This window comes from Bacillus sp. NPDC094077 (assembly GCF_050279465.1).
GTDB lineage: Bacteria > Bacillota > Bacilli > Bacillales > Bacillaceae_G > Bacillus_A.
Map to the genome: position 1 here is coordinate 342,300 of NZ_JBNNUF010000005.1, position 18,772 is coordinate 361,071.

Genomic DNA, 18,772 nt, shown 5'->3' on the forward strand with positions numbered 1-18,772 from the left:
AGGTCGGTATATAAACGAACGGAACCCGATCACACCACACACCGCATTATAAAAGACATCGTATTAAATGGCGGACACCACACGCCTATATAACCAAGTTAAACCATAACTAAATATTGAAGCACTCACCACATTAAATATACGGCGTTAGGAATCGGATTAACCATCCGAAATCTAGCGTCTTTTTAATGTGTTTATAAATTTCGGAGTATCTCATATAAATTTAATAGCCTAGTCATTGACACTATCGCCGTAGCGGTATTCGGTGTTGCATTCGGATTATCGGTAGGTTTGGCGTTTGTTACTGCGATGATTGGCGATTTCATAAGCGAGAGGAAAAAAGAGGGGGATGTGTGAAGATTTTACGCGGAGAAATGAAAATAAAATTAGGGGATAAACAGATGATACGAGCGATATTTTTAATCTATTAAACAATTTCCAATTATGTCATAACAACGTTAAACAAAAAACGGATTATGATAAAGAAGTATATTACTCTTGGATGTTCTACCAAATATTAGCTGCACTTGATGCGTTTTTGAAAATTAAAGAGCGAGAACAATATAGAAAATAGCCGCTTTTTTTGGCGGCTTTACTCGTCTTTTTTCGCTACATTGTATGTCTAATACTTCTCTAATAATATCCCTAATCCTTTATTTCTTTTCATTCGAATGCAGTTACAAACGTCACATCATTTTCTTTGAGTATTCTCCAATCACTTTTTAAACTCGATTTAGGCAAAACTTCATATACAAATAACCAATTACGATTAAAATCCTCATCATCTGTATTTAATTTATTTGCCATTTTCCTAAATTCTTTCATTTCTGATGATAACTTATGATGCTTACAATATAAAAAAGCTAATAATAATAGGATACAATGATTACTCTTTCTTATTGCAATAAAGTCTAATTCATTTATAACAAATCCATATTTAAGCGAATAATATATTGCATAAGATACCGCTTCGAAATTATTGTTATTCATACCCTCTTTGTAAATCAATGTAGCAAATTTACTAATCATTTTACTTTCCACTTTAAACGCCTTAAATAAATTTTCTTCTAACAATGGAATCAAATAAGGATATATGATTGCAAGATGAAAAATAGTTTTAACAACATACTCAGTAGCATTGGCAGTCATTTTTTTCTTTGACAGGACTTTTATTGCAAAGTTTAAAATAGCTGCGTTATTTTTATTATCCTGCATTAATTGTATTGATAAATCTAAATAACTTCTAACATCTTTAAAGTTAATTAGTTCATTTTCATTAAATTTCGCATAATTACCTAACTTTCTTACCCAATGTTCAACCGAAGCGAGTGGCAATGGTCTGATTTGAGTTTTCTTATGGTTTAGTATTAAATCATAAGCTCGAAGTTTCTCTGATAATTCCACTAAAAATCTTTGACCTTTCTCATAGCTAGTAACATAACAAGTATAGTCATCGATATTTCTTATATAATCCCATCCTGCATTACGCAGTTCATAATCAATAGATGTTAATATTATTTCTGATAGTATATTCGAAGCATCTGGACCAATTAACAATCCGTTTGTTTCACCATTTTTAGTATTTCGAACATAAAAATCTAAAACATTATACCACTCATTACGATTATTTTTATTCTGTTTTGCTATTTCTTTACCAACAAGAGCCCACGTAATTGAATGAGAATACATACTTGGAAAACAAGTAGAGATATCAGCATTTACTTGATATTTACTACCCATCAATAAGTCAAGTTCTGGTGTTCCGTCATTCTTAAAGTCGCTATAATTCATCTTAAAAATCTTAGGGTTATCTTTCATTTTTCTAATATGAATCTGACTCATCTTATATTTTTCATGCTGAGTTTTATTTTTAAAATGATCTAATATTTTATCCCAAATACTTTCTAAGTGTAAGCAAAGACGATGATAGGACATTGGTGTAGGTATCCCTAAAGAACGTGGTATATTTATATTTCTCATATTTTCATAAAAGATATATGATTGTTCCTTTTTTGTGTTACTAAAATTGGGTGTATGTGTATTACAATAGTTTAGAAATCCTGTTGATGTTAAAAACGGTGGTAATTTATCACTAAACAACCCATGCCCTAAAAGTCCCTCGTATAGCTCTTTTGAAGATAATTCGCTCATATATTCATAGTATTTTTTCCCCATTATATACTCCCTTGTTATCATTTTCTTCGTTCTCTACGTAATAAGAAGTTTTTCGTATATCTGTATAATCTATTTTACCATACAAATAGTTAGATTTTAACATATAAAAAGACGACTTTTTTCAGTGGTCTCCTCCGTTTTTCTCTTAATCTCTTCTCCGTTTCGTTGGCGCTAACCTCAATGTAAACTCGTGTAATATTTTCGATGAAACGGCGGAACCCTTTCGGCTCTAGGGTTTACGGTGGTTTACGTGTAACGAGAATAGTTACATTCATTTACGTATATACGAAACTCATAGGGATCGGTACAATTCGCTACATTTCGGTAGTGATTTATGATAGGTTGCGAGTAGTGATCGTTATTATTCGTTGCGCATCGATATATATATGTAGTACTTCGTGTAGATCTGTAGGATTATCTGCGCATTCTCTTCGCTACATCAGCACGGCGCCATATAGAGAGAGCCGATCCGAAATCAGGGGGTTTTCATTCGCAGTAGATCCGCCCGACCTGATCGCCTCGACTAGCGTAAATATTTTCGAATTAAATTACGAAGCTACTACAAATCTCATAGCGTTGGAAGTCTAAGGATTTCAGCGCATACAAAAAAGACACCGATCTATTTAGTCGATGCCTCTCGCTGCTTTCGTGCATATCGTTCAAGTGTTGATAATGAAATACCCGTAACTTCTGCGGTCTTTTTCATCGAATACTTCATTTGATCGCGAAGTTCTATCGCCTCTTTTAGTCGCTGCTCGTTAAACTTTTTCGGTCTACCTTCTTTGAAGTCGGGACGCTGCTTAGCGATTGCCTTTCCTTCTTGCGTTCTCTCGACGATCATATCTCTTTCGAATTCAGCAAACGCAGCGAATACGTTAAACATTAATTTACCTGCTGCGGTAGATCGATCGATCACGCCTAGATTTAATACGTGTACGATCACGCCTCTTTCGTATAGATCTGTTACGAGTTCAATCGCATCTTTTGTCGATCTAGCAAATCGATCCAACTTCGTTATTACAAGCGTATCGCCTTCGCTGATCTTCTCCATTAATTCGATGAACTGCGGGCGATCTTTCGTTGTTCCTGTGAATTTCTCTTTATAAATGATTTCACATCCCGCATTATGTAAGGCGATCTCCTGCGCCTCTAGATCCTGCATTAATGTACTCACTCTCGCATATCCGTATTTCATAGTTTATCTTCTCCTTTTTGCCCTCTCCTTCGCCTTCACTTTTGAAGGTAAGTTATGAAGGTGTCTTATGTAGCTATCTTATCACACGTTAAAAACCCCGTCAATACTGTTAAGTTATGAAGGTGTATTTATTTATGAAGGTGTTACCCACTGCGCAGTATGATCACGGACTACACCGCTACATATGACCACGCCGACCAACCTGATCGAGATAGGGCGTACCTACCTGCCGTTATCTGATCGACCACACCGCCGTATCATTTGACCAATAGCCCTATACCTATTCGAGATACCCCGATACTATTACCCTGATATGACCTGCCGTATATAGGTACGCTCATACAGGCTCACACATGCGGCTTATGAACTATCGACTAACACAATTGTATCTGAATAACCTAGAAGCTATCAGAGAGGTTCACAGATGCCTTACAATGAATGTTGTGCATTATCACCACATCAGCGCATGGCATACGACTACACCACGGCGTACCACATAACTATCTATCATATCGTGTGGATCTCAGCAGCAGCGGATCAAGATCGTTCTTGTTCGTTGTCTTCTTTAATCGATGCGATTGAATTCGTTTAAAGAATTGTTATTGATCTTCTTCTTCGTTCTCTTCTTCGAACTGATTAAAGTCTGCGATTGATTTCGATTGATCTTCTTATTCGATTGAGTTTCGTTTGTTGTTCGTTGTTCTTTCTTCTTCGAATCGAATTAAAGTTCGTGATCAACTTTCGTTTGTTGTTTCTTCTTCGTAATTCTTTTCGTGAATAAATTAAAGTTCTAAACTTCGAAACTTCTTTTGATCGTCTTCTCGCTTCGTTTCTGAGCTTTTAAAAAGTCGGACATGTCGTAGCATCCCAAAACGAAAAAAAGCGCCAATCCTCCAAGGTACCCCCCGCAGCCCGTTCAGCAGTGGTCTAGAAATAGCGCACACCATTTTGAAATCGGGTAGTTGATCCGCATCAGCAGCGCAGCCTGATCGATCTACCTCACGAAATCCTAGCGAAGCTCTTTTACCCGATCCGTTAAAAGTTAGCGCCTATGTTTTCGAAGACGTTGACGCATTCCGATCGAGTAAATGGACATGATGTCGACTTACTTTCAAACGAAGCCCAAATTTAGACGTTAAAAAGTTTTTATTGGCTAAATATCAATCGATCTCACGAAGTTACCCAACCCCTTGATAATTTAAACGATCATTACTCGATAAAAAATTTCGCTACATATTTTTAAAGTCGGGTAGTCGAGTTTCTTCCATTATAGGTGAGATCAGTCGGTAAAAAATTTCGCATCAGTCGCCCAAACGATCAGGATCAACGCGTTTATGTACGTGAGGGCAGCGGATCAGGATCAGCGGTATCGAATTTATTTCGCATCAGTTGACCGAAAATGATCAGGCGGCAGCGTTTATATAAAGGGAAGGAAATCACGGCAGCTCGTAGCGGATCAATAAAAAGTTTTGCTAGATTGACCGAAACGACCGTGATCAATGTCTCTATATTAACGTAAGCAATTACGGCAGTATGGACGAGGCGACGGGCGGATATTATTTAGATGTTATTCACGCTCTATCCTATTCCATCCTATGCGTAATAAAAGAAGAAAAAAGAACGTAGTTATATTCTCTAGTTAAAATAACTCTAGTTCTTAGTAAATCTAGTTGACCTGTAGTGAACCGCACATGAGAAACGCAGTCTACTTCTTATGAGAAACGCAGTTTACCGCCAAATCATACGCAGTGTACTGCACATTAAGAAACGCAGTTTACCGCCAAATAGAAAAAGGGAGCGATCGGGTAATGAAACAAGAAATGAAAACAGAAAATCTAGTCCAACAAGTAGAAGAAACGCTACAAGAAATCAGGGATCACGAAAACTATGGCAAGTCAGCAGCGGAGATCCAAAAGGATCAGATCGATCAGCCGATGTTCGACAAGTCTATCACACCGAAAGAAAACGATCATACGCTAGACTTCATTAAAATGCCGACCAATCTGCGCTATTACTCATATATGCAGGACTACGGCGTAACAGAAAGCGCGTTGATCCTATATCAAATCATAATCGATTTTTTCAATAAGAAAGAAAAGAAAGCATTCCCGTCTCAATATCGCCTTGCGATGGAAACAGGAAAATCAGTAAGAACGATCAACCATAACATGAAAATTCTACAAAACGTCGGGTTGGTAACAGTTAACCGCCGAGGGATCGGACGCAGCAACGAGTATATTCCATTATTACCGCTAACATTCGATGAATTACTCAAACGATTCCCGAAAGCCGAGGAACGTTACTACAAACAGGCGCTAGCAGTCGAGAAGATCCGCAAGAATGACGAAGAAAAGAAACACGAGATCATGGAGCGCATCGAAAAACGAAAAGTAACTGATCAGGCTGCGAAGAAAACCGGCAGCAGTGACGATATAGAAAGCATGAGTTTCTAGAAAGCGAGGCTTCGCGATGTACATCGAAATCCCCGAAGCTGATCGCCGCTATCTAGATCTATCCGACGAGAAAAAGGCGGCAGCAGCGAAGAAAAAGAAACGTAAGCGAAAGAAAAAACGTAACTATGCGGTTGGGTTCGGCATAACATCGGCTGATCTTGTTATCGAGTTGAATACGGAAGGCGCAGCGGAAAATAAAACGCTGATCAACGAGAATTTGCATAGTTCGTCCAAAATAAATGAAAAAAGTTCCGTAGAGATCACGCTCAATAACGGGCAGGATCTCAATAATTGGGACTATGAAACAAACGAAAAACTATAAATCACTATAAAGGGGATAGCAAAATGAAAAATACAAAAATCAAAATCGAACTAAACGAGGAATTCTATCCGCAGGCGAAGAAAAGCGCCGAAACACCGAAAAACAATGTTGTACCATTTCCAACCGCAGCGCCGTCCGCGCCGCCAATCGTAGCAGCAGCGGATCAAGTAGATGTAATCGAGAATATTGATCAGGATGCGCTTATTAATCCCGAAAACGCCGATCTTCGTGATAAGTATATCGAGAGAGTAGAAGCGCTGGATCTAGTCAAAGGGCTGTTACTGCTGCCAAATTCTGAACTAGCTACGGCGGATCTACTAGCTAAATTCTATAAAGTTCCAATCAATACGATTAGAACGATTTATAAAAGACATCGAGATGAACTGGAATCCGATGGAATGATCTTAAAAAGCGGACGAGATCTCGATCAGTATAGATGTTTAGTTCATAATGAACCAAACAAAAATACAGGAATTTCCACAAGAACGCCAAAGGCATTTTTATTCCCTAAACGTGCGATCCTGAGAATCGGCATGTTGTTACGAGATAGCGAAGTCGCGAAGGAAGTTCGAACACAACTACTCAACATCGAAGGAAACGCGACGGATCAGCAGCGCACAAAAGAAATCGATCACGAGCTAGAATTGCAGGCAGCGATAGGAAAGGCGATCATGAGCGGCGATGTTTTAGAGTTAGCGCAAGCCACTACGAAAATGGCAGACTATAAAAACCGCCATATCGCGAAGATCACGGAAGAGCGAGACGAAGCGCGAGCGGAAATCGACGAGATCAACGGAAAAGAATTAATTTCAATGGAGAACGTCGGAAAGGATTATATAGGCGATATTTCTGCGATGAAATTAAATAGATTTCTACAGGATCAAAAAGTACTAGCGAAAGATAAAACGGACGGTCATTACACTGCTAATTTAAAATATGCGAGATATTTCCGAACAAGTACGTACCATCATAACGGCAAGATCCGAAAAAGTCTGAAAGCAACGCGAGAGGGCGCGAAGTTCATCGCGGATCTATACGAGAAGCACGCGAAGGGAGGCGATCAAAATGCAACAAAGTAAAAAACGATGTCCACAATGTAAGAAATATAAGGATCTCGACCAGTTCCACGAATGCAAATCGAATTTCGATGGACTGCAAGGACGCTGCAAGCCGTGCAATAATCGCACACGAAACACGAATAAAAGAACGTTGATCATCCCTATAGAGATCGACGGGGAAATGATCGATCATCGATATTGCAAAGCCTGCGAAGAGTTAAAGCCGCTAGATCAGTTCTTTAGTAACGGACGAGGCGGAAGGAAAGCGCATTGCAAGCCGTGTTATGTCGAGAAGACGAAGAAAAGCAAAGCGATCAGAGAGGCGTTAGAAAATAACCGACCTGATCAGGCGAAGTCGATCGCCTAAAATATGCGGGGAAAAGTTTCGGTGGAATAAAATCTAAAAAAAATGGAACAACGAGTACAATTTAGACCTCAATAGAAGTACATATATATTGAGAAGAAGATTTTCTTTTTCTCTTTCTAGTTTCCTACTTCTTTTAGTGGGTTTGATCGTTTCTCCATTAGCGGCGGGGTTTCCTCTTCCTTTCCTCGCTGCATCCCCATTGGTCTAGTAAATAGCGCTTCCCGACGTTAGTTACTAGCGCGGCAACACGGGACACATATTGCTTTCTTCATCCTTCCTTTCTTCTTAGTGCCAGCCGTAGGATTCTTCCGATCCACGGCGAGGCGCATTGATCGAGTACATGATTAACACAATTGGGCGGTGAGCTGAATCGCCGTCAGTGCCAGTCTTCGTTCGAATTTATGTAGGCGTCAATATGTTTCGTTCGCAAGCCGACATATGATGCGGTGGCGGGTTTCCCCGCTGCCATATTTTTTAAATATACGATGGTACATTATACGGTCTTCAGCCGGTCAATGTAGTATACATCGAAAGGAGCAAAAACAATGTATCAGATAACGAGCGACAAACTACGATTGATCCGAGCGTTGGCGAACGCATCACAACGAGAGCTAGCGGAAATAATCGGTGTCAATCATAAAAGCGTCTCAGCGTGGGAGGCTAATCGATCGGCATGTAATTCTGAGAGCGTGGCGAAGATCGTTAATTTTGTCGGTGAAGAGAATTTCAAGTTAATCGATGCGCGATTTTACGCGATCCAAACGCAAGACATCATGAAGCAGCTACAAAGAAAGGCGCACGAGCGATTATGATCATAAAACAACATGACGATCATATGACGATCGAAGGCGACGAAGATCTTTTACAACTCGCGGGGATCGAGATCACGCCGACGCCGCTGAGAAAAGACGAGCCACCGATCAATTTTAGTTCACTGCGATGGCTATATGAACAAGCAAAACACAAAAAGACGCGCGATGCTGCTGCATTGTATGTGATCAGCCGCGCCAATTATCTACATCAGATTGATCAAAGAAAACAAAAATAAAACGAAATTAAATGGAGGATACAAAAATGAAAACATCAAAAAACCTAATTCAAGAAGCTCGCAAGATCAAAGGAAACTTTACAGGCAAGGTACTAGGGATGCAAAAACTTTTCCGAGAGAATCAAGCAAAGATCAGAAGTAACGATATGTTAACGGCAAAAGGACAGCTCGCACAGATCGACAAGTTAAAACGAAAACACGAGGTTGTTATGGTCTGCATGATCGAAGAAGAAAAAGAGGCTCACGATAGATTGATCAGCGAGGCTCGTATGTTAGCGGAAAGAGATCTATACAAAGAGCCGTCGAAGGTCGAGAAGAATAAAGAAACGATCTTTAATGCGAAAATGAAAGAGTTAAAAGGTCGCGTATTATTCGCAGTCAACCCGACACGAGCGGCGGAATTCTTAGCGGAAATGGTAGAGGCTGCGGATCATCCGACGTTAGCGCGATCCATTCAAGACGAGTTCTTTACTTTAGGACAAGCAGTATTACAAAGCGCAGGCGGCAGCGTAGAAGCATCGCACAAAGTTCGCCAGGCGTTAGGAAATACACACAATAAACTAGTTCGCGCTACACAAGTCGAAGGAGCGGGCGAAGCATTCGAAGTACTACAAACGATCGAGGCGATCGAAAATGCTGCATTCGTAGATACTGCGAAATATGGCGCGGCGTTTAATGAGTTCTCGAAATATCTAAATGAATACGCGAACGACACGGAGACATATAAGAACGTGCATCGCGATCGCATTCTACAAGTACAGATGGAACATGCAGACATGACAGGCGCACTTATTACTAAGTAACACGGAAGATCGGGGAGGCTTGACGGCTTCCCTACGATCCACTAAATAGAGACAAAAAGGGAGACGACGAAATGACAAGAACAGGCGAAGCGGTTTTATATAATCTCGACCAACTAACTAAAACAGATAGAGAGAACGTAACTACAATGCTACGAGTAGGGACGCATTTGCACGGGCGTAACGGATTCAATCTAGTACGTTGTGTAGAGTCTAACGAATGGCAGATAGTAAAGAAAGTCAATCGAGGGAATGCAGGCGTAAAAGAGGTAGATGTATTTGATCGTTGGCGCTAGGTTGGCGATTATGCTACATAAAATAATAACGAAAAGGATGCGGTAAAATGGCAACACTAATCGAACTATACGAAGAGGAACAACGACTATATAAAAAGCAGGTAGCCCGAAAAGCGGCGCAAGCTGAGGCGGAAAAGGTAGAGAAAGCGGAGATCCGAAAGCTACAGGATGAGATCGCCGAGAAGATCGCCGAAGAGCGAGAGCAACAAAACAAACGATAAGAAAAGGACGTGTTAATGTGCGAACACTATTCGAAATCGAAAGAGATATAAAACGACTAGACGAAGAGAAAGCGAAGGTTATAGCGGAATATAAACAACAACTAAAAGAAGGAGGACGAGAATATGACGAAGAACAATACGAAACAAGATGCAAAGAACTATGCAAGGGATATCACAACTAGAATTACATCGAGAGATATCCAACCGAGAGGAAACGCGGAAACGAAGAAGGCGGCACCGATCGTAATTCACGGGATGGCAATGTCTCGACATCTAAACACAAATTAATGCGAAGACATGACGGAGATCCTAGCGGGTTTCTGTCTTTTTTTTGCACGCAGCGAGATAATATTCGAAAAGTACGATAGGGCAGCCGTTATCGGAACTTATCCCCGACAGTGTGTTACAATTAGTCGAAGCGGAAAGCGAGGATCTCCAATTGACTGGACGTGTGATTGATTGGACAGTTTGAGAAGGTTGTATAAAAAAGGGAGATGGCGCAAAGATGGCGAAATCAAAAGAGAATAATTTAACGGAAAAACTCGTGGAAGGTCGGAGCAAATACGGTGACGGTAACTTCACGGTACAGAACATTGGTGATGAAACTGACCCGAATTGGACTGTAGTAAAAAATGTGAGGAAGGGATCAGCAGGCATTCGCGAAGAGGAAGATATATTAAGACTGCGATCAAAATATATAAAATAGTGCGGAAAGGTGCGCCGAGATTCGCATTTTAAGGCGATTATTTTTTATTCCGTGGATTAGGGGTCATCTAAATGCGTCAGAATTTTCGATAGGGAATTGATAGAACAAAAAGGCATTCAACATTGACGTAGAACTACTATATAGCGTATAATATTAATTAATAAAAACGGTCAGTTGACCGCACAAATGAACGCTCAGCAAGCGAAGAAAAGAATCGTTTATATATCGTAGGTAAATGACGGATCGGGAGTTCGAATCTCTCCTGGGACGCTAAGAAAACCTTGTTATCTTTTGATAACAAGGTTTTTTGTTTAGTGATTAATAAACTTTTCAAAGACAAAACCATAATCTTTCACGTTATATTGTTTCTTCGTATCAACGAGCCAGTTAAAGGCGATCTCGTTCATTTCTTTAAATTGTTCTGCTAGATTTACTTGTGCGTTTGTAATGCGGCTAAAAGTGTTAGAAGCCATATCTAGACTTTTATGTGCATACTGCAATGTAATATCGTTGTCGTATGAAATTTCTTCGATTTTAAGTAGAGCCTTATATAAATCTTTTAATTCTTCAATATGTTTTTTATGAACATCAATTGAGTAATGCTCATCTCCCATTAGAAACTTAATTTCTACATCTAAATCAATCGTTCCCGCAGTTTCAAGTGCTACGTTTTTAATTTGATACTTACTATAGCTAAAGCGGCGTAGTGTACGCTTTTTGCTTGTCGCACTTGTACCATCTAGGTGGATTAATCCTTTGTTTGTGAAACAATATTCATCTGATTTTGATTTAATTAGAAAATAAATTTTCTCTCCATCTTCATGCATCACGTAATCATCAGCATCAACTTTATCATAATCTTTCGGTGTAATAACAGAACCTACATCGCTTAGTCCTAATACATCTGCAGCCATTTTTTTAAACATACATAATCCCCCTTGTAAATTAAATTCTTAATTGTACAAAAATATATTAACATGATTTTAATCTGGTGTTTTCTCGTAATACGAAAATATTTGAAGGTAAGTTAAGAAAAGTAACGAATATTATTTTGAAAATATGTAAAAAGGTGCTGAGAAAAAGTGTACCATCATACAAAAACAAAAGGAGATTTAGCAGTTTTTAAGGCCCAAGTTGATTTGTATGAAAAAGGATATATGATTTTAACACCACAAACGGAACATTCTCCGTTTGATCTTGTAGTGTATAAAGATGGAGTATTTAAGAGGGTGCAAGTGAAATGTAGAGAATTGAATTCGAGGGGAATTCTTGAAGTTAGATTTCGTTCTAGTTATTCTACTGCAAACGGAGTCATAACAAAAGAAGTTAATAAAGGAGAAATAGATGTGTATTGCATATATTGTCCTCAAACGGATTTATGCTATTATTTCGATCCTAAATCGTTTAATAAATCCGCTAGTTTGAGAGTGGATTCTCCGAAAAATCTCCAAGAGAAAAAAGTTAATTCCGCAAATGATTATAGAGAAATTCCGTAAAATCGCCTCTAGTTATATGAGGTGTTTTTTATGTCTTTTGAAATCTTACAATTCTGTAAGGTAACTGTAAGGAAGTTCGATGGTAACAAATTGCAAATCTTTTATAATTAAGGTAACAACGATAAAACGAGGAGGAAGAAATGATGAAAGGATTAATCGTAACGGGCTTAACAGTTGCTTTTGGATTTGTAGCGTATGAGAAATTAACGTATGTAGTTGATGTTGTAAAACATTTAATAGCTTAGAGAAAACTGCCATGAGAGGGAAAGGGAATGAGTGAATGAATGGAATGGTTATTCGGAATTATAGGTACTTGTAGTGTAGTGTTATTGTTCTTTGTCCCGAGTGGTATACTTAGTTCGACAACGAGTTTGTTCTTCTTAAGTTTGTTTGCTTGTACGATGCTTATTATTATGTTTTTAATGAAGCGAAGTAAACCAATCTTCTATTTTAGCATGATTGTTATGGCAATTATTGTTCTCCAAATTATTACCCTTGTTATATACCCCACAATTATAAAAGCTTTCCATTAATGATAAATCCTCTGCGTCGGTTGCTGAGGGTTTTTATTTGTGTAATCTTTTTTTTTACTGAAGATTTATTCATATTGAAATATAAAAATTAAATATTTTCATATTTCAAACAAATGGTTTTGGGATGTTGTGTTCTCATTACGCATTTGATATATTTACTTTGAAGATAATTAAAATCTAGAAAAAGAGGCGGACGTATGGATAAAAAAGAAAATACGGTCGTATTGTTTCCGCAACTATCAGAGCGCTATATTGATGAAGGTTTTTTAGCGCTGAAAGAGCGGAAATTCGAAGATGCATTGCGCTGCTTTGAAATTTTACGTCAGTATAATGCGGAAACGGAACAAACGGAATTAGCTTCAGTTATTTGTTTGCTGGAATTAAAACGTATGGAAGAAGCGAAAGACAAATGTGAACAGTTGCTTGAAACAGGAGTTGTTTTATTTGGTGATATTCTTGAAACGTATGTAACTATTTTAGTTCAAACAAATGATTATGAAGGTGTTATTGAAACTGTTGAAAAAGTTTTGCAAACGAAAGATGTAATGCCTGAACAAAAGGAAAAATTAGCGCAGCTCGCTTTATTTGCAGAAGGGATGCTAAATGAGGAAGATATGTCGCTAGTGGATTCGAATTTTGAATTGGGTGAGTTTACTAATGAAATTTTTGGAGAAAGCTTTGGGCAAAAGCTAAGAGCGATTCAGCAACTTTCGTTAAAAGACTTGGAGCTCGCATTACCTGTTTTAAAGAAATTTTTAATAGACGAAAAGCAGCACCCTTATTTGAAAACTTCTATTTTATATAAAATGATAGAAAATCAAATAGAAGAAGAGATAGAAGTGGAAAAGTTTGGAAATACAATCAAGGTAATTCCAGCATTTACAGGTCATAATGAGGAGCAATCCGATAACATTATACATAAATTATCAAGCCGATTAGAGCAAAATTATCCCGATATATTTGATGCGATGGTTACATATTGGAGAGAATTGCAAATTAGCGTTTTCCCGTTCCCTCTATTAATGGATAAAGTAGAGATTTGGGCTGCTGTTTTAGAGAGGATTGGAAGAAAACGGTTCGGATTGGCTATTGATGAGGAAAAACTTATGGCAGCATATAATATTGAACTAGAAGAGTTCCATATTGCCTATCAATGGTTATTACGTGTTGAAAGAGAAGGGTATTTGCCCGTATAATTATGAAAAAGAATGGTTCAGTTCTTGAAACGAGCATATTCTATGTTATAATGTAAGGGTTGCAAAAGGCAGAAAACTGCCTGTTTGTAAGAGAAGAGAAGTGTAATTCTCTTACTTAATATGTTTCATATTATTCTCGAACAAAATATACCGTAGTTGCCTTTTAGGCAATTAGTAGATTAGAACAGTATATCTGAAAGCTTTTGCTAGAGGGTTATTTGTAATTTGTTATTTCAAAAAAGAGATAATGAAGGTCTGAATCTATAGAGGTATGTGCATACATTATTATAGTTGGAGGGAAAGAATAAATGGCTGCAAAATGGGAAAAATTAGAAGGTAACGTTGGCGTTTTAACAATCGAAGTTGATGCTAAAGAAGTAAATAACTCTATCGACGCTGCGTTCAAAAAAGTAGTAAAAACAATTAACGTACCAGGTTTCCGTAAAGGGAAAATGCCTCGTCCGTTATTCGAACAACGCTTTGGTATTGAATCTTTATACCAAGATGCTTTAGATATCATCTTACCAAAAGCATACGGTGAAGCAATCGATGAAACTGGTATCTTCCCAGTTGCTCATCCTGAAATCGACATCGAGAAATTCGAAAAAAATGCTAACCTTATCTTCACTGCAAAAGTTACAGTGAAACCTGAAGTTAAATTAGGTGAGTACAAAGGTTTAGCAGTAGCAAAAGTTGAAACAACTGTAACTGACGAAGATGTAGAGAACGAATTAAAATCTTTACAAGAGCGTCAAGCTGAACTAGTTGTTAAAGAAGAAGGAACTGTTGAAAATGGTGATACAGCTGTAATCGACTTCGAAGGTTTCGTTGATGGCGAAGCATTTGAAGGCGGAAAAGGCGAAAACTACTCTCTTGCAATCGGTTCTGGTACTTTCATCCCAGGTTTCGAAGAACAAGTAATTGGTCTTAAATCTGGTGAGTCTAAAGACGTTGAAGTATCATTCCCAGAAGAGTACCATGCTGCTGAATTAGCTGGCAAACCAGCAACATTCAAAGTAACAATTCACGAAATCAAAACAAAAGAACTTCCTGAGTTAAACGACGAGTTCGCTAAAGAAGCAGACGAAGCGGTTGCAACTCTTGATGAATTAAAAGCAAAACTTCGCACAAACTTAGAAGAAGGCAAAAAGCACGAAGCTGAGCACAAAGTACGTGACGAAGTAGTAGAATTAGCTGCCGCTAACGCTGAAATCGAAATTCCAGAAGCTATGATCGACACTGAGTTAGATCGTATGGTTCGTGAATTCGAGCAACGTTTAAGCCAACAAGGTATGAACCTTGAGCTTTACTACCAATTCACAGGTACTGACGCTGACAAATTAAAAGAGCAAATGAAAGAAGATGCACAAAAACGTGTAAGAATCAACCTTGTTCTTGAAGCTATCATTGAAGCTGAAAACATCGAAGTTACTGAAGAAGAAGTAACTGCAGAAGTTGAAAAAATGGCTGAAATGTACGGTATGCCAGTAGACGCTATCAAGCAAGCTCTTGGAAGCGTAGACGCTTTATCTGAAGATCTTAAAGTGCGTAAAGCTGTAGACTTCTTAGTAGACAACAGCAAAGCTGCATAATAAAATAACAAGGCGCGATTTTAATCGTGCCTTGTTTTATAAATATAGAAATATATTTATAAAACTTTTCGATGGAGAAGGAAAAGTTCCTTTACAAGTCGAATATACATATTTCAAAAGTTTTAAAAATTTTTTATTTGTACATAACTAGTCATATTATTTGTATTTCTCGCCACGTAGTGACATAATATGTATTTACATACGATACATTTATCGTGTACATACGAAGGCAAGAGGTTAGCACTTTGTAAGGGGTGTGAAAATATGTTTAAATTTAATGATGAAAAAGGGCAATTAAAATGTTCTTTCTGTGGTAAAACACAAACGCAAGTTCGAAAGTTAGTAGCAGGTCCAGGTGTTTACATTTGTGACGAGTGTATCGAACTTTGTACTGAAATTGTACAAGAGGAGCTTGCGAAGGACGAAGAAGTAGAATTCAAAGATGTACCGAAACCGGTAGAAATTCGTGAAATCTTAGATGAGTATGTCATCGGACAAGATAATGCGAAAAAAGCACTAGCGGTAGCGGTATATAACCATTACAAACGCATTAATTCTAACAGCAAAATTGATGATGTAGAATTAGCGAAGAGTAATATCGCACTTATCGGGCCAACAGGTAGTGGTAAAACATTATTGGCACAAACATTAGCGCGTATTTTGAATGTTCCATTTGCAATCGCGGACGCAACATCTTTAACAGAAGCTGGATACGTTGGGGAAGATGTAGAAAACATCTTACTAAAATTAATCCAAGCAGCTGATTATGATGTAGAGAAAGCGGAAAAAGGAATCATTTATATTGATGAGATTGATAAAGTGGCACGTAAGTCTGAAAATCCATCAATTACACGTGATGTATCTGGTGAAGGTGTGCAGCAGGCGCTTCTGAAAATTTTAGAAGGTACTGTAGCAAGCGTCCCACCTCAAGGTGGTCGTAAGCATCCACACCAAGAGTTTATTCAAATTGATACAACGAATATCTTATTCATTTGTGGTGGAGCGTTTGATGGCATCGAGCCAATTATTAAACGTCGCCTTGGTGAAAAAGTAATTGGATTCGGTTCTGAGAAGAAAAATGCTGATGTAAATGAGAAGCATGTTTTATCTCATGTATTACCAGAGGACCTTTTAAGATTTGGTTTAATTCCAGAGTTTATCGGTCGTCTTCCAGTTATCGCGAACTTAGAGCCACTTGATGAAGATGCTCTTGTTGATATTTTAACGAAACCGAAAAATGCACTTGTTAAGCAATTCCAAAAACTATTGGAGCTTGACGATGTTGAGTTAGAGTTTGAAGAAGGCGCACTAATTGAAATTGCGAAAAAAGCAATTGAACGTAAAACAGGTGCTCGTGGACTTCGTTCTATTATTGAGGGCTTAATGCTTGAGGTAATGTTCGAACTTCCATCTCGCAAAGATATCGAGAAGTGTATTCTTACAAAAGAAACAGTAGCTGATAATGCGGCACCAAAATTGGTGTTACAAGACGGTACTGTACTTGATACAAAAACATCTGCATAATGCGAAGGAGAAACAGCAATTTTTATAATTGCTGTTTTTCTTTATGTTTAGCTAAGTTCCTCCGCGGAAATACTAAGAGATAAAACATTGCGGGAGGAAATAAATGATGAGCTGGACGAATATATTTTTACTTGTTCAACTTGTTTTTGGTGTAATTGTCGGATTGTATTTTTGGCACTTACTTCGAAATCAACGAACACAAAAAGTTTCAATTGATCGAGAATCAAAAAAAGAATTAGAACAGCTTCGCAAAATGCGTGAGATTTCTTTAACAGAGCCGCTTGCGGAAAAGGTGCGTCCTACATCCTTTTTAGATATTGTAGGGCAAGAGGACGGGATTAAGTCGTTAAAAGCGGCTCTTTGTGGTCCGAATCCGCAACATGTCATTATATATGGTCCGCCAGGTGTCGGAAAGACAGCAGCAGCACGTCTTGTATTAGAAGAAGCGAAACGAAATCCAAAATCTCCATTTCGTACGAATGCAACATTTATTGAACTTGATGCGACGACAGCTAGGTTTGATGAACGGGGTATTGCAGACCCATTAATTGGCTCGGTGCATGATCCGATTTATCAAGGTGCTGGTGCGATGGGGCAAGCAGGTATTCCGCAACCGAAAAAAGGCGCTGTAACAGATGCGCATGGTGGTATTTTGTTCATTGATGAGATTGGTGAACTACATCCGATTCAAATGAACAAAATGTTAAAGGTGTTAGAAGATCGGAAAGTATTTTTAGAAAGTGCGTACTATAGTGAAGAGAATACGATGATTCCAACTTACATACATGACATTTTTCAAAAAGGTTTACCAGCAGATTTTCGCTTAGTCGGAGCGACGACACGTTCACCAGAAGAAATCCCACCTGCTATTCGGTCACGTTGCTTAGAAGTTTTCTTTCGTGAATTAGATACGGAGGAAATTCAAAAAGTAGCGAAGAATGCAGCTGAAAAAGTGGAAATGCAAATAAGTGAAAATGGTATTGAAATGATTGGAATGTATGCAAGGAATGGACGAGAGGCAATCAATCTTGTACAAATTTCGGCTGGTATGGCGATAAATGAAGAGCGTTCTTTCATTAAAGATGAAGATATAGAGTGGGTTGTTCACTCTAGTCAGCTTACACCGAAATATGAAAAACGTATTTATCCGATTCCAAGAATTGGTCTTGTAAACGGACTTGCTGTATATGGACCAAATACAGGTACGTTATTAGAAATTGAAGTAACAGCAATTCCAGCGAAAGATAAAGGATCGATAAATGTTACTGGAATTGTAGAAGAAGAAAGTGTTGGTGGACAAACGAAATCCATTCGCCGTAAAAGTATGGCGAAAGGTTCTGTTGATAATGTATTAACAGTACTTCGTTCTTTAGATGTGTTGCCAGAAGGGTATGATATACATATTAATTTTCCAGGGGGTATCCCAATTGATGGGCCTTCGGCAGGAATCGCTATGGCAACAGGTGTATATTCAGCGGTGCATCGCACATATGTAAATAATGAAGTAGCGATGACAGGTGAAATAAGTATACACGGAGAAGTGAAGCCGATTGGTGGTGTGTACGCAAAAATAAAAGCTGCGAAAAAAGCGGGAGCTAAGAAAGTTATCATTCCTGCTGAAAACATGCAACCATTTTTGTACACAATAAAGGGAATTGAAATCATTCCTGTTCGTAAGTTGAAAGAAGTATTTGAGTTAACGTTTATGCAGGGAAATATGCATCGAGAGCTTGATGTACATACTACTGTAGACGAAACTGATGCACAATCGATGTGAAAATAAACGATAA

20 protein-coding genes are annotated in these 18,772 nt (G+C 38.3%); 17 read left to right on the forward strand and 3 right to left on the reverse strand.

The genetic code is table 11. From position 1 onward, the window contains the following. Positions 1 to 663: 663 nt before the first annotated feature. Together ACQKNR_RS15960 and ACQKNR_RS15965 are read right to left on the reverse strand one after the other, a co-directional pair. Positions 664 to 2,175 (reverse strand): RNA-directed DNA polymerase, encoded by a 1,512-nt coding sequence (locus ACQKNR_RS15960; RefSeq protein WP_427318723.1) that lies wholly within the window; start codon positions 2,173 to 2,175, stop codon positions 664 to 666. 619 nt (positions 2,176 to 2,794) lie between these two features. Beyond that, positions 2,795 to 3,370 (reverse strand): recombinase family protein, encoded by a 576-nt coding sequence (locus tag ACQKNR_RS15965; protein WP_427318724.1) that lies wholly within the window; start codon positions 3,368 to 3,370, stop codon positions 2,795 to 2,797. A gap of 1,808 nt (positions 3,371 to 5,178) precedes the next feature. Here ACQKNR_RS15965 and ACQKNR_RS15970 point away from each other — a divergent pair. From ACQKNR_RS15970 to ACQKNR_RS16020, 11 genes are all read left to right on the forward strand, one after another. Beyond that, entirely contained in the window at positions 5,179 to 5,823 is a 645-nt protein-coding gene (locus ACQKNR_RS15970) for a helix-turn-helix domain-containing protein (protein ID WP_240523685.1), read from the forward strand. A 16-nt stretch (positions 5,824 to 5,839) separates the two neighbouring features. Further along, positions 5,840 to 6,145, forward strand: coding sequence for a hypothetical protein (locus tag ACQKNR_RS15975; RefSeq protein WP_097999985.1), 306 nt, complete (start codon positions 5,840 to 5,842; stop codon positions 6,143 to 6,145). A gap of 23 nt (positions 6,146 to 6,168) precedes the next feature. After that, entirely contained in the window at positions 6,169 to 7,224 is a 1,056-nt protein-coding gene (locus ACQKNR_RS15980) for a phage antirepressor KilAC domain-containing protein (protein WP_098890643.1), read from the forward strand. Continuing rightward, on the forward strand, positions 7,211 to 7,570 hold the full coding sequence (locus ACQKNR_RS15985; protein ID WP_098890642.1) for a hypothetical protein: 360 nt from the start codon (positions 7,211 to 7,213) through the stop codon (positions 7,568 to 7,570). Before ACQKNR_RS15980 ends, ACQKNR_RS15985 begins: the two co-directional genes overlap by 14 nt. A 545-nt stretch (positions 7,571 to 8,115) precedes the next feature. Then, positions 8,116 to 8,382 carry a helix-turn-helix transcriptional regulator gene (locus tag ACQKNR_RS15990; protein ID WP_098890641.1) on the forward strand — a complete coding sequence of 89 codons (267 nt, stop codon included), beginning with the start codon at positions 8,116 to 8,118 and terminating at the stop codon, positions 8,380 to 8,382. Next, positions 8,379 to 8,618 (forward strand): hypothetical protein, encoded by a 240-nt coding sequence (locus tag ACQKNR_RS15995; RefSeq protein ID WP_098890640.1) that lies wholly within the window; start codon positions 8,379 to 8,381, stop codon positions 8,616 to 8,618. The genes ACQKNR_RS15990 and ACQKNR_RS15995 overlap by 4 nt, the downstream gene beginning before the upstream one ends. Positions 8,619 to 8,644: 26 nt before the next feature. Further along, positions 8,645 to 9,421 (forward strand): hypothetical protein, encoded by a 777-nt coding sequence (locus ACQKNR_RS16000; RefSeq protein ID WP_427318725.1) that lies wholly within the window; start codon positions 8,645 to 8,647, stop codon positions 9,419 to 9,421. Between the two features lie 71 nt (positions 9,422 to 9,492). Further along, on the forward strand, positions 9,493 to 9,714 hold the full coding sequence (locus ACQKNR_RS16005) for a hypothetical protein (RefSeq protein WP_098890638.1): 222 nt from the start codon (positions 9,493 to 9,495) through the stop codon (positions 9,712 to 9,714). Positions 9,715 to 9,761: 47 nt separating this feature from the next. Next, entirely contained in the window at positions 9,762 to 9,935 is a 174-nt protein-coding gene (locus ACQKNR_RS16010) for a hypothetical protein (protein ID WP_157349842.1), read from the forward strand. 123 nt (positions 9,936 to 10,058) lie between these two features. Next, positions 10,059 to 10,223, forward strand: a complete 165-nt coding sequence (locus ACQKNR_RS16015; protein ID WP_165770985.1) for a hypothetical protein — start codon at positions 10,059 to 10,061, stop codon at positions 10,221 to 10,223. A gap of 217 nt (positions 10,224 to 10,440) precedes the next feature. After that, positions 10,441 to 10,641: a cytoplasmic protein gene (locus ACQKNR_RS16020; protein WP_098890637.1), complete on the forward strand. Its 201-nt coding sequence runs from the start codon at positions 10,441 to 10,443 to the stop codon at positions 10,639 to 10,641. Between the two features lie 311 nt (positions 10,642 to 10,952). Here ACQKNR_RS16020 and ACQKNR_RS16025 read toward each other — a convergent pair whose 3' ends face one another. After that, positions 10,953 to 11,567, reverse strand: a complete 615-nt coding sequence (locus tag ACQKNR_RS16025) for a PH domain-containing protein (RefSeq protein ID WP_427318726.1) — start codon at positions 11,565 to 11,567, stop codon at positions 10,953 to 10,955. Between the two features lie 156 nt (positions 11,568 to 11,723). Here ACQKNR_RS16025 and ACQKNR_RS16030 point away from each other — a divergent pair, with 156 nt between their 5' ends. From ACQKNR_RS16030 to lonB, 6 genes are all read left to right on the forward strand, one after another. Continuing rightward, entirely contained in the window at positions 11,724 to 12,137 is a 414-nt protein-coding gene (locus tag ACQKNR_RS16030; RefSeq protein WP_427318727.1) for a group I intron-associated PD-(D/E)XK endonuclease, read from the forward strand. Positions 12,138 to 12,421: 284 nt separating this feature from the next. Continuing rightward, positions 12,422 to 12,670, forward strand: a complete 249-nt coding sequence (locus ACQKNR_RS16035) for a hypothetical protein (protein ID WP_001983650.1) — start codon at positions 12,422 to 12,424, stop codon at positions 12,668 to 12,670. A gap of 197 nt (positions 12,671 to 12,867) precedes the next feature. After that, entirely contained in the window at positions 12,868 to 13,866 is a 999-nt protein-coding gene (locus ACQKNR_RS16040; RefSeq protein WP_427318728.1) for a hypothetical protein, read from the forward strand. 308 nt (positions 13,867 to 14,174) lie between these two features. After that, a complete protein-coding gene (gene tig, locus ACQKNR_RS16045) occupies positions 14,175 to 15,458 on the forward strand; it encodes a trigger factor (protein WP_427318729.1) in 1,284 nt (427 codons plus the stop codon). 264 nt (positions 15,459 to 15,722) lie between these two features. Continuing rightward, a complete protein-coding gene (gene clpX, locus ACQKNR_RS16050; RefSeq protein ID WP_000472282.1) occupies positions 15,723 to 16,982 on the forward strand; it encodes an ATP-dependent protease ATP-binding subunit ClpX in 1,260 nt (419 codons plus the stop codon). Positions 16,983 to 17,088: 106 nt separating this feature from the next. Continuing rightward, positions 17,089 to 18,759, forward strand: a complete 1,671-nt coding sequence (gene lonB, locus ACQKNR_RS16055; protein ID WP_427318730.1) for an ATP-dependent protease LonB — start codon at positions 17,089 to 17,091, stop codon at positions 18,757 to 18,759. The last annotated feature ends 13 nt before the right edge of the window (positions 18,760 to 18,772 follow it).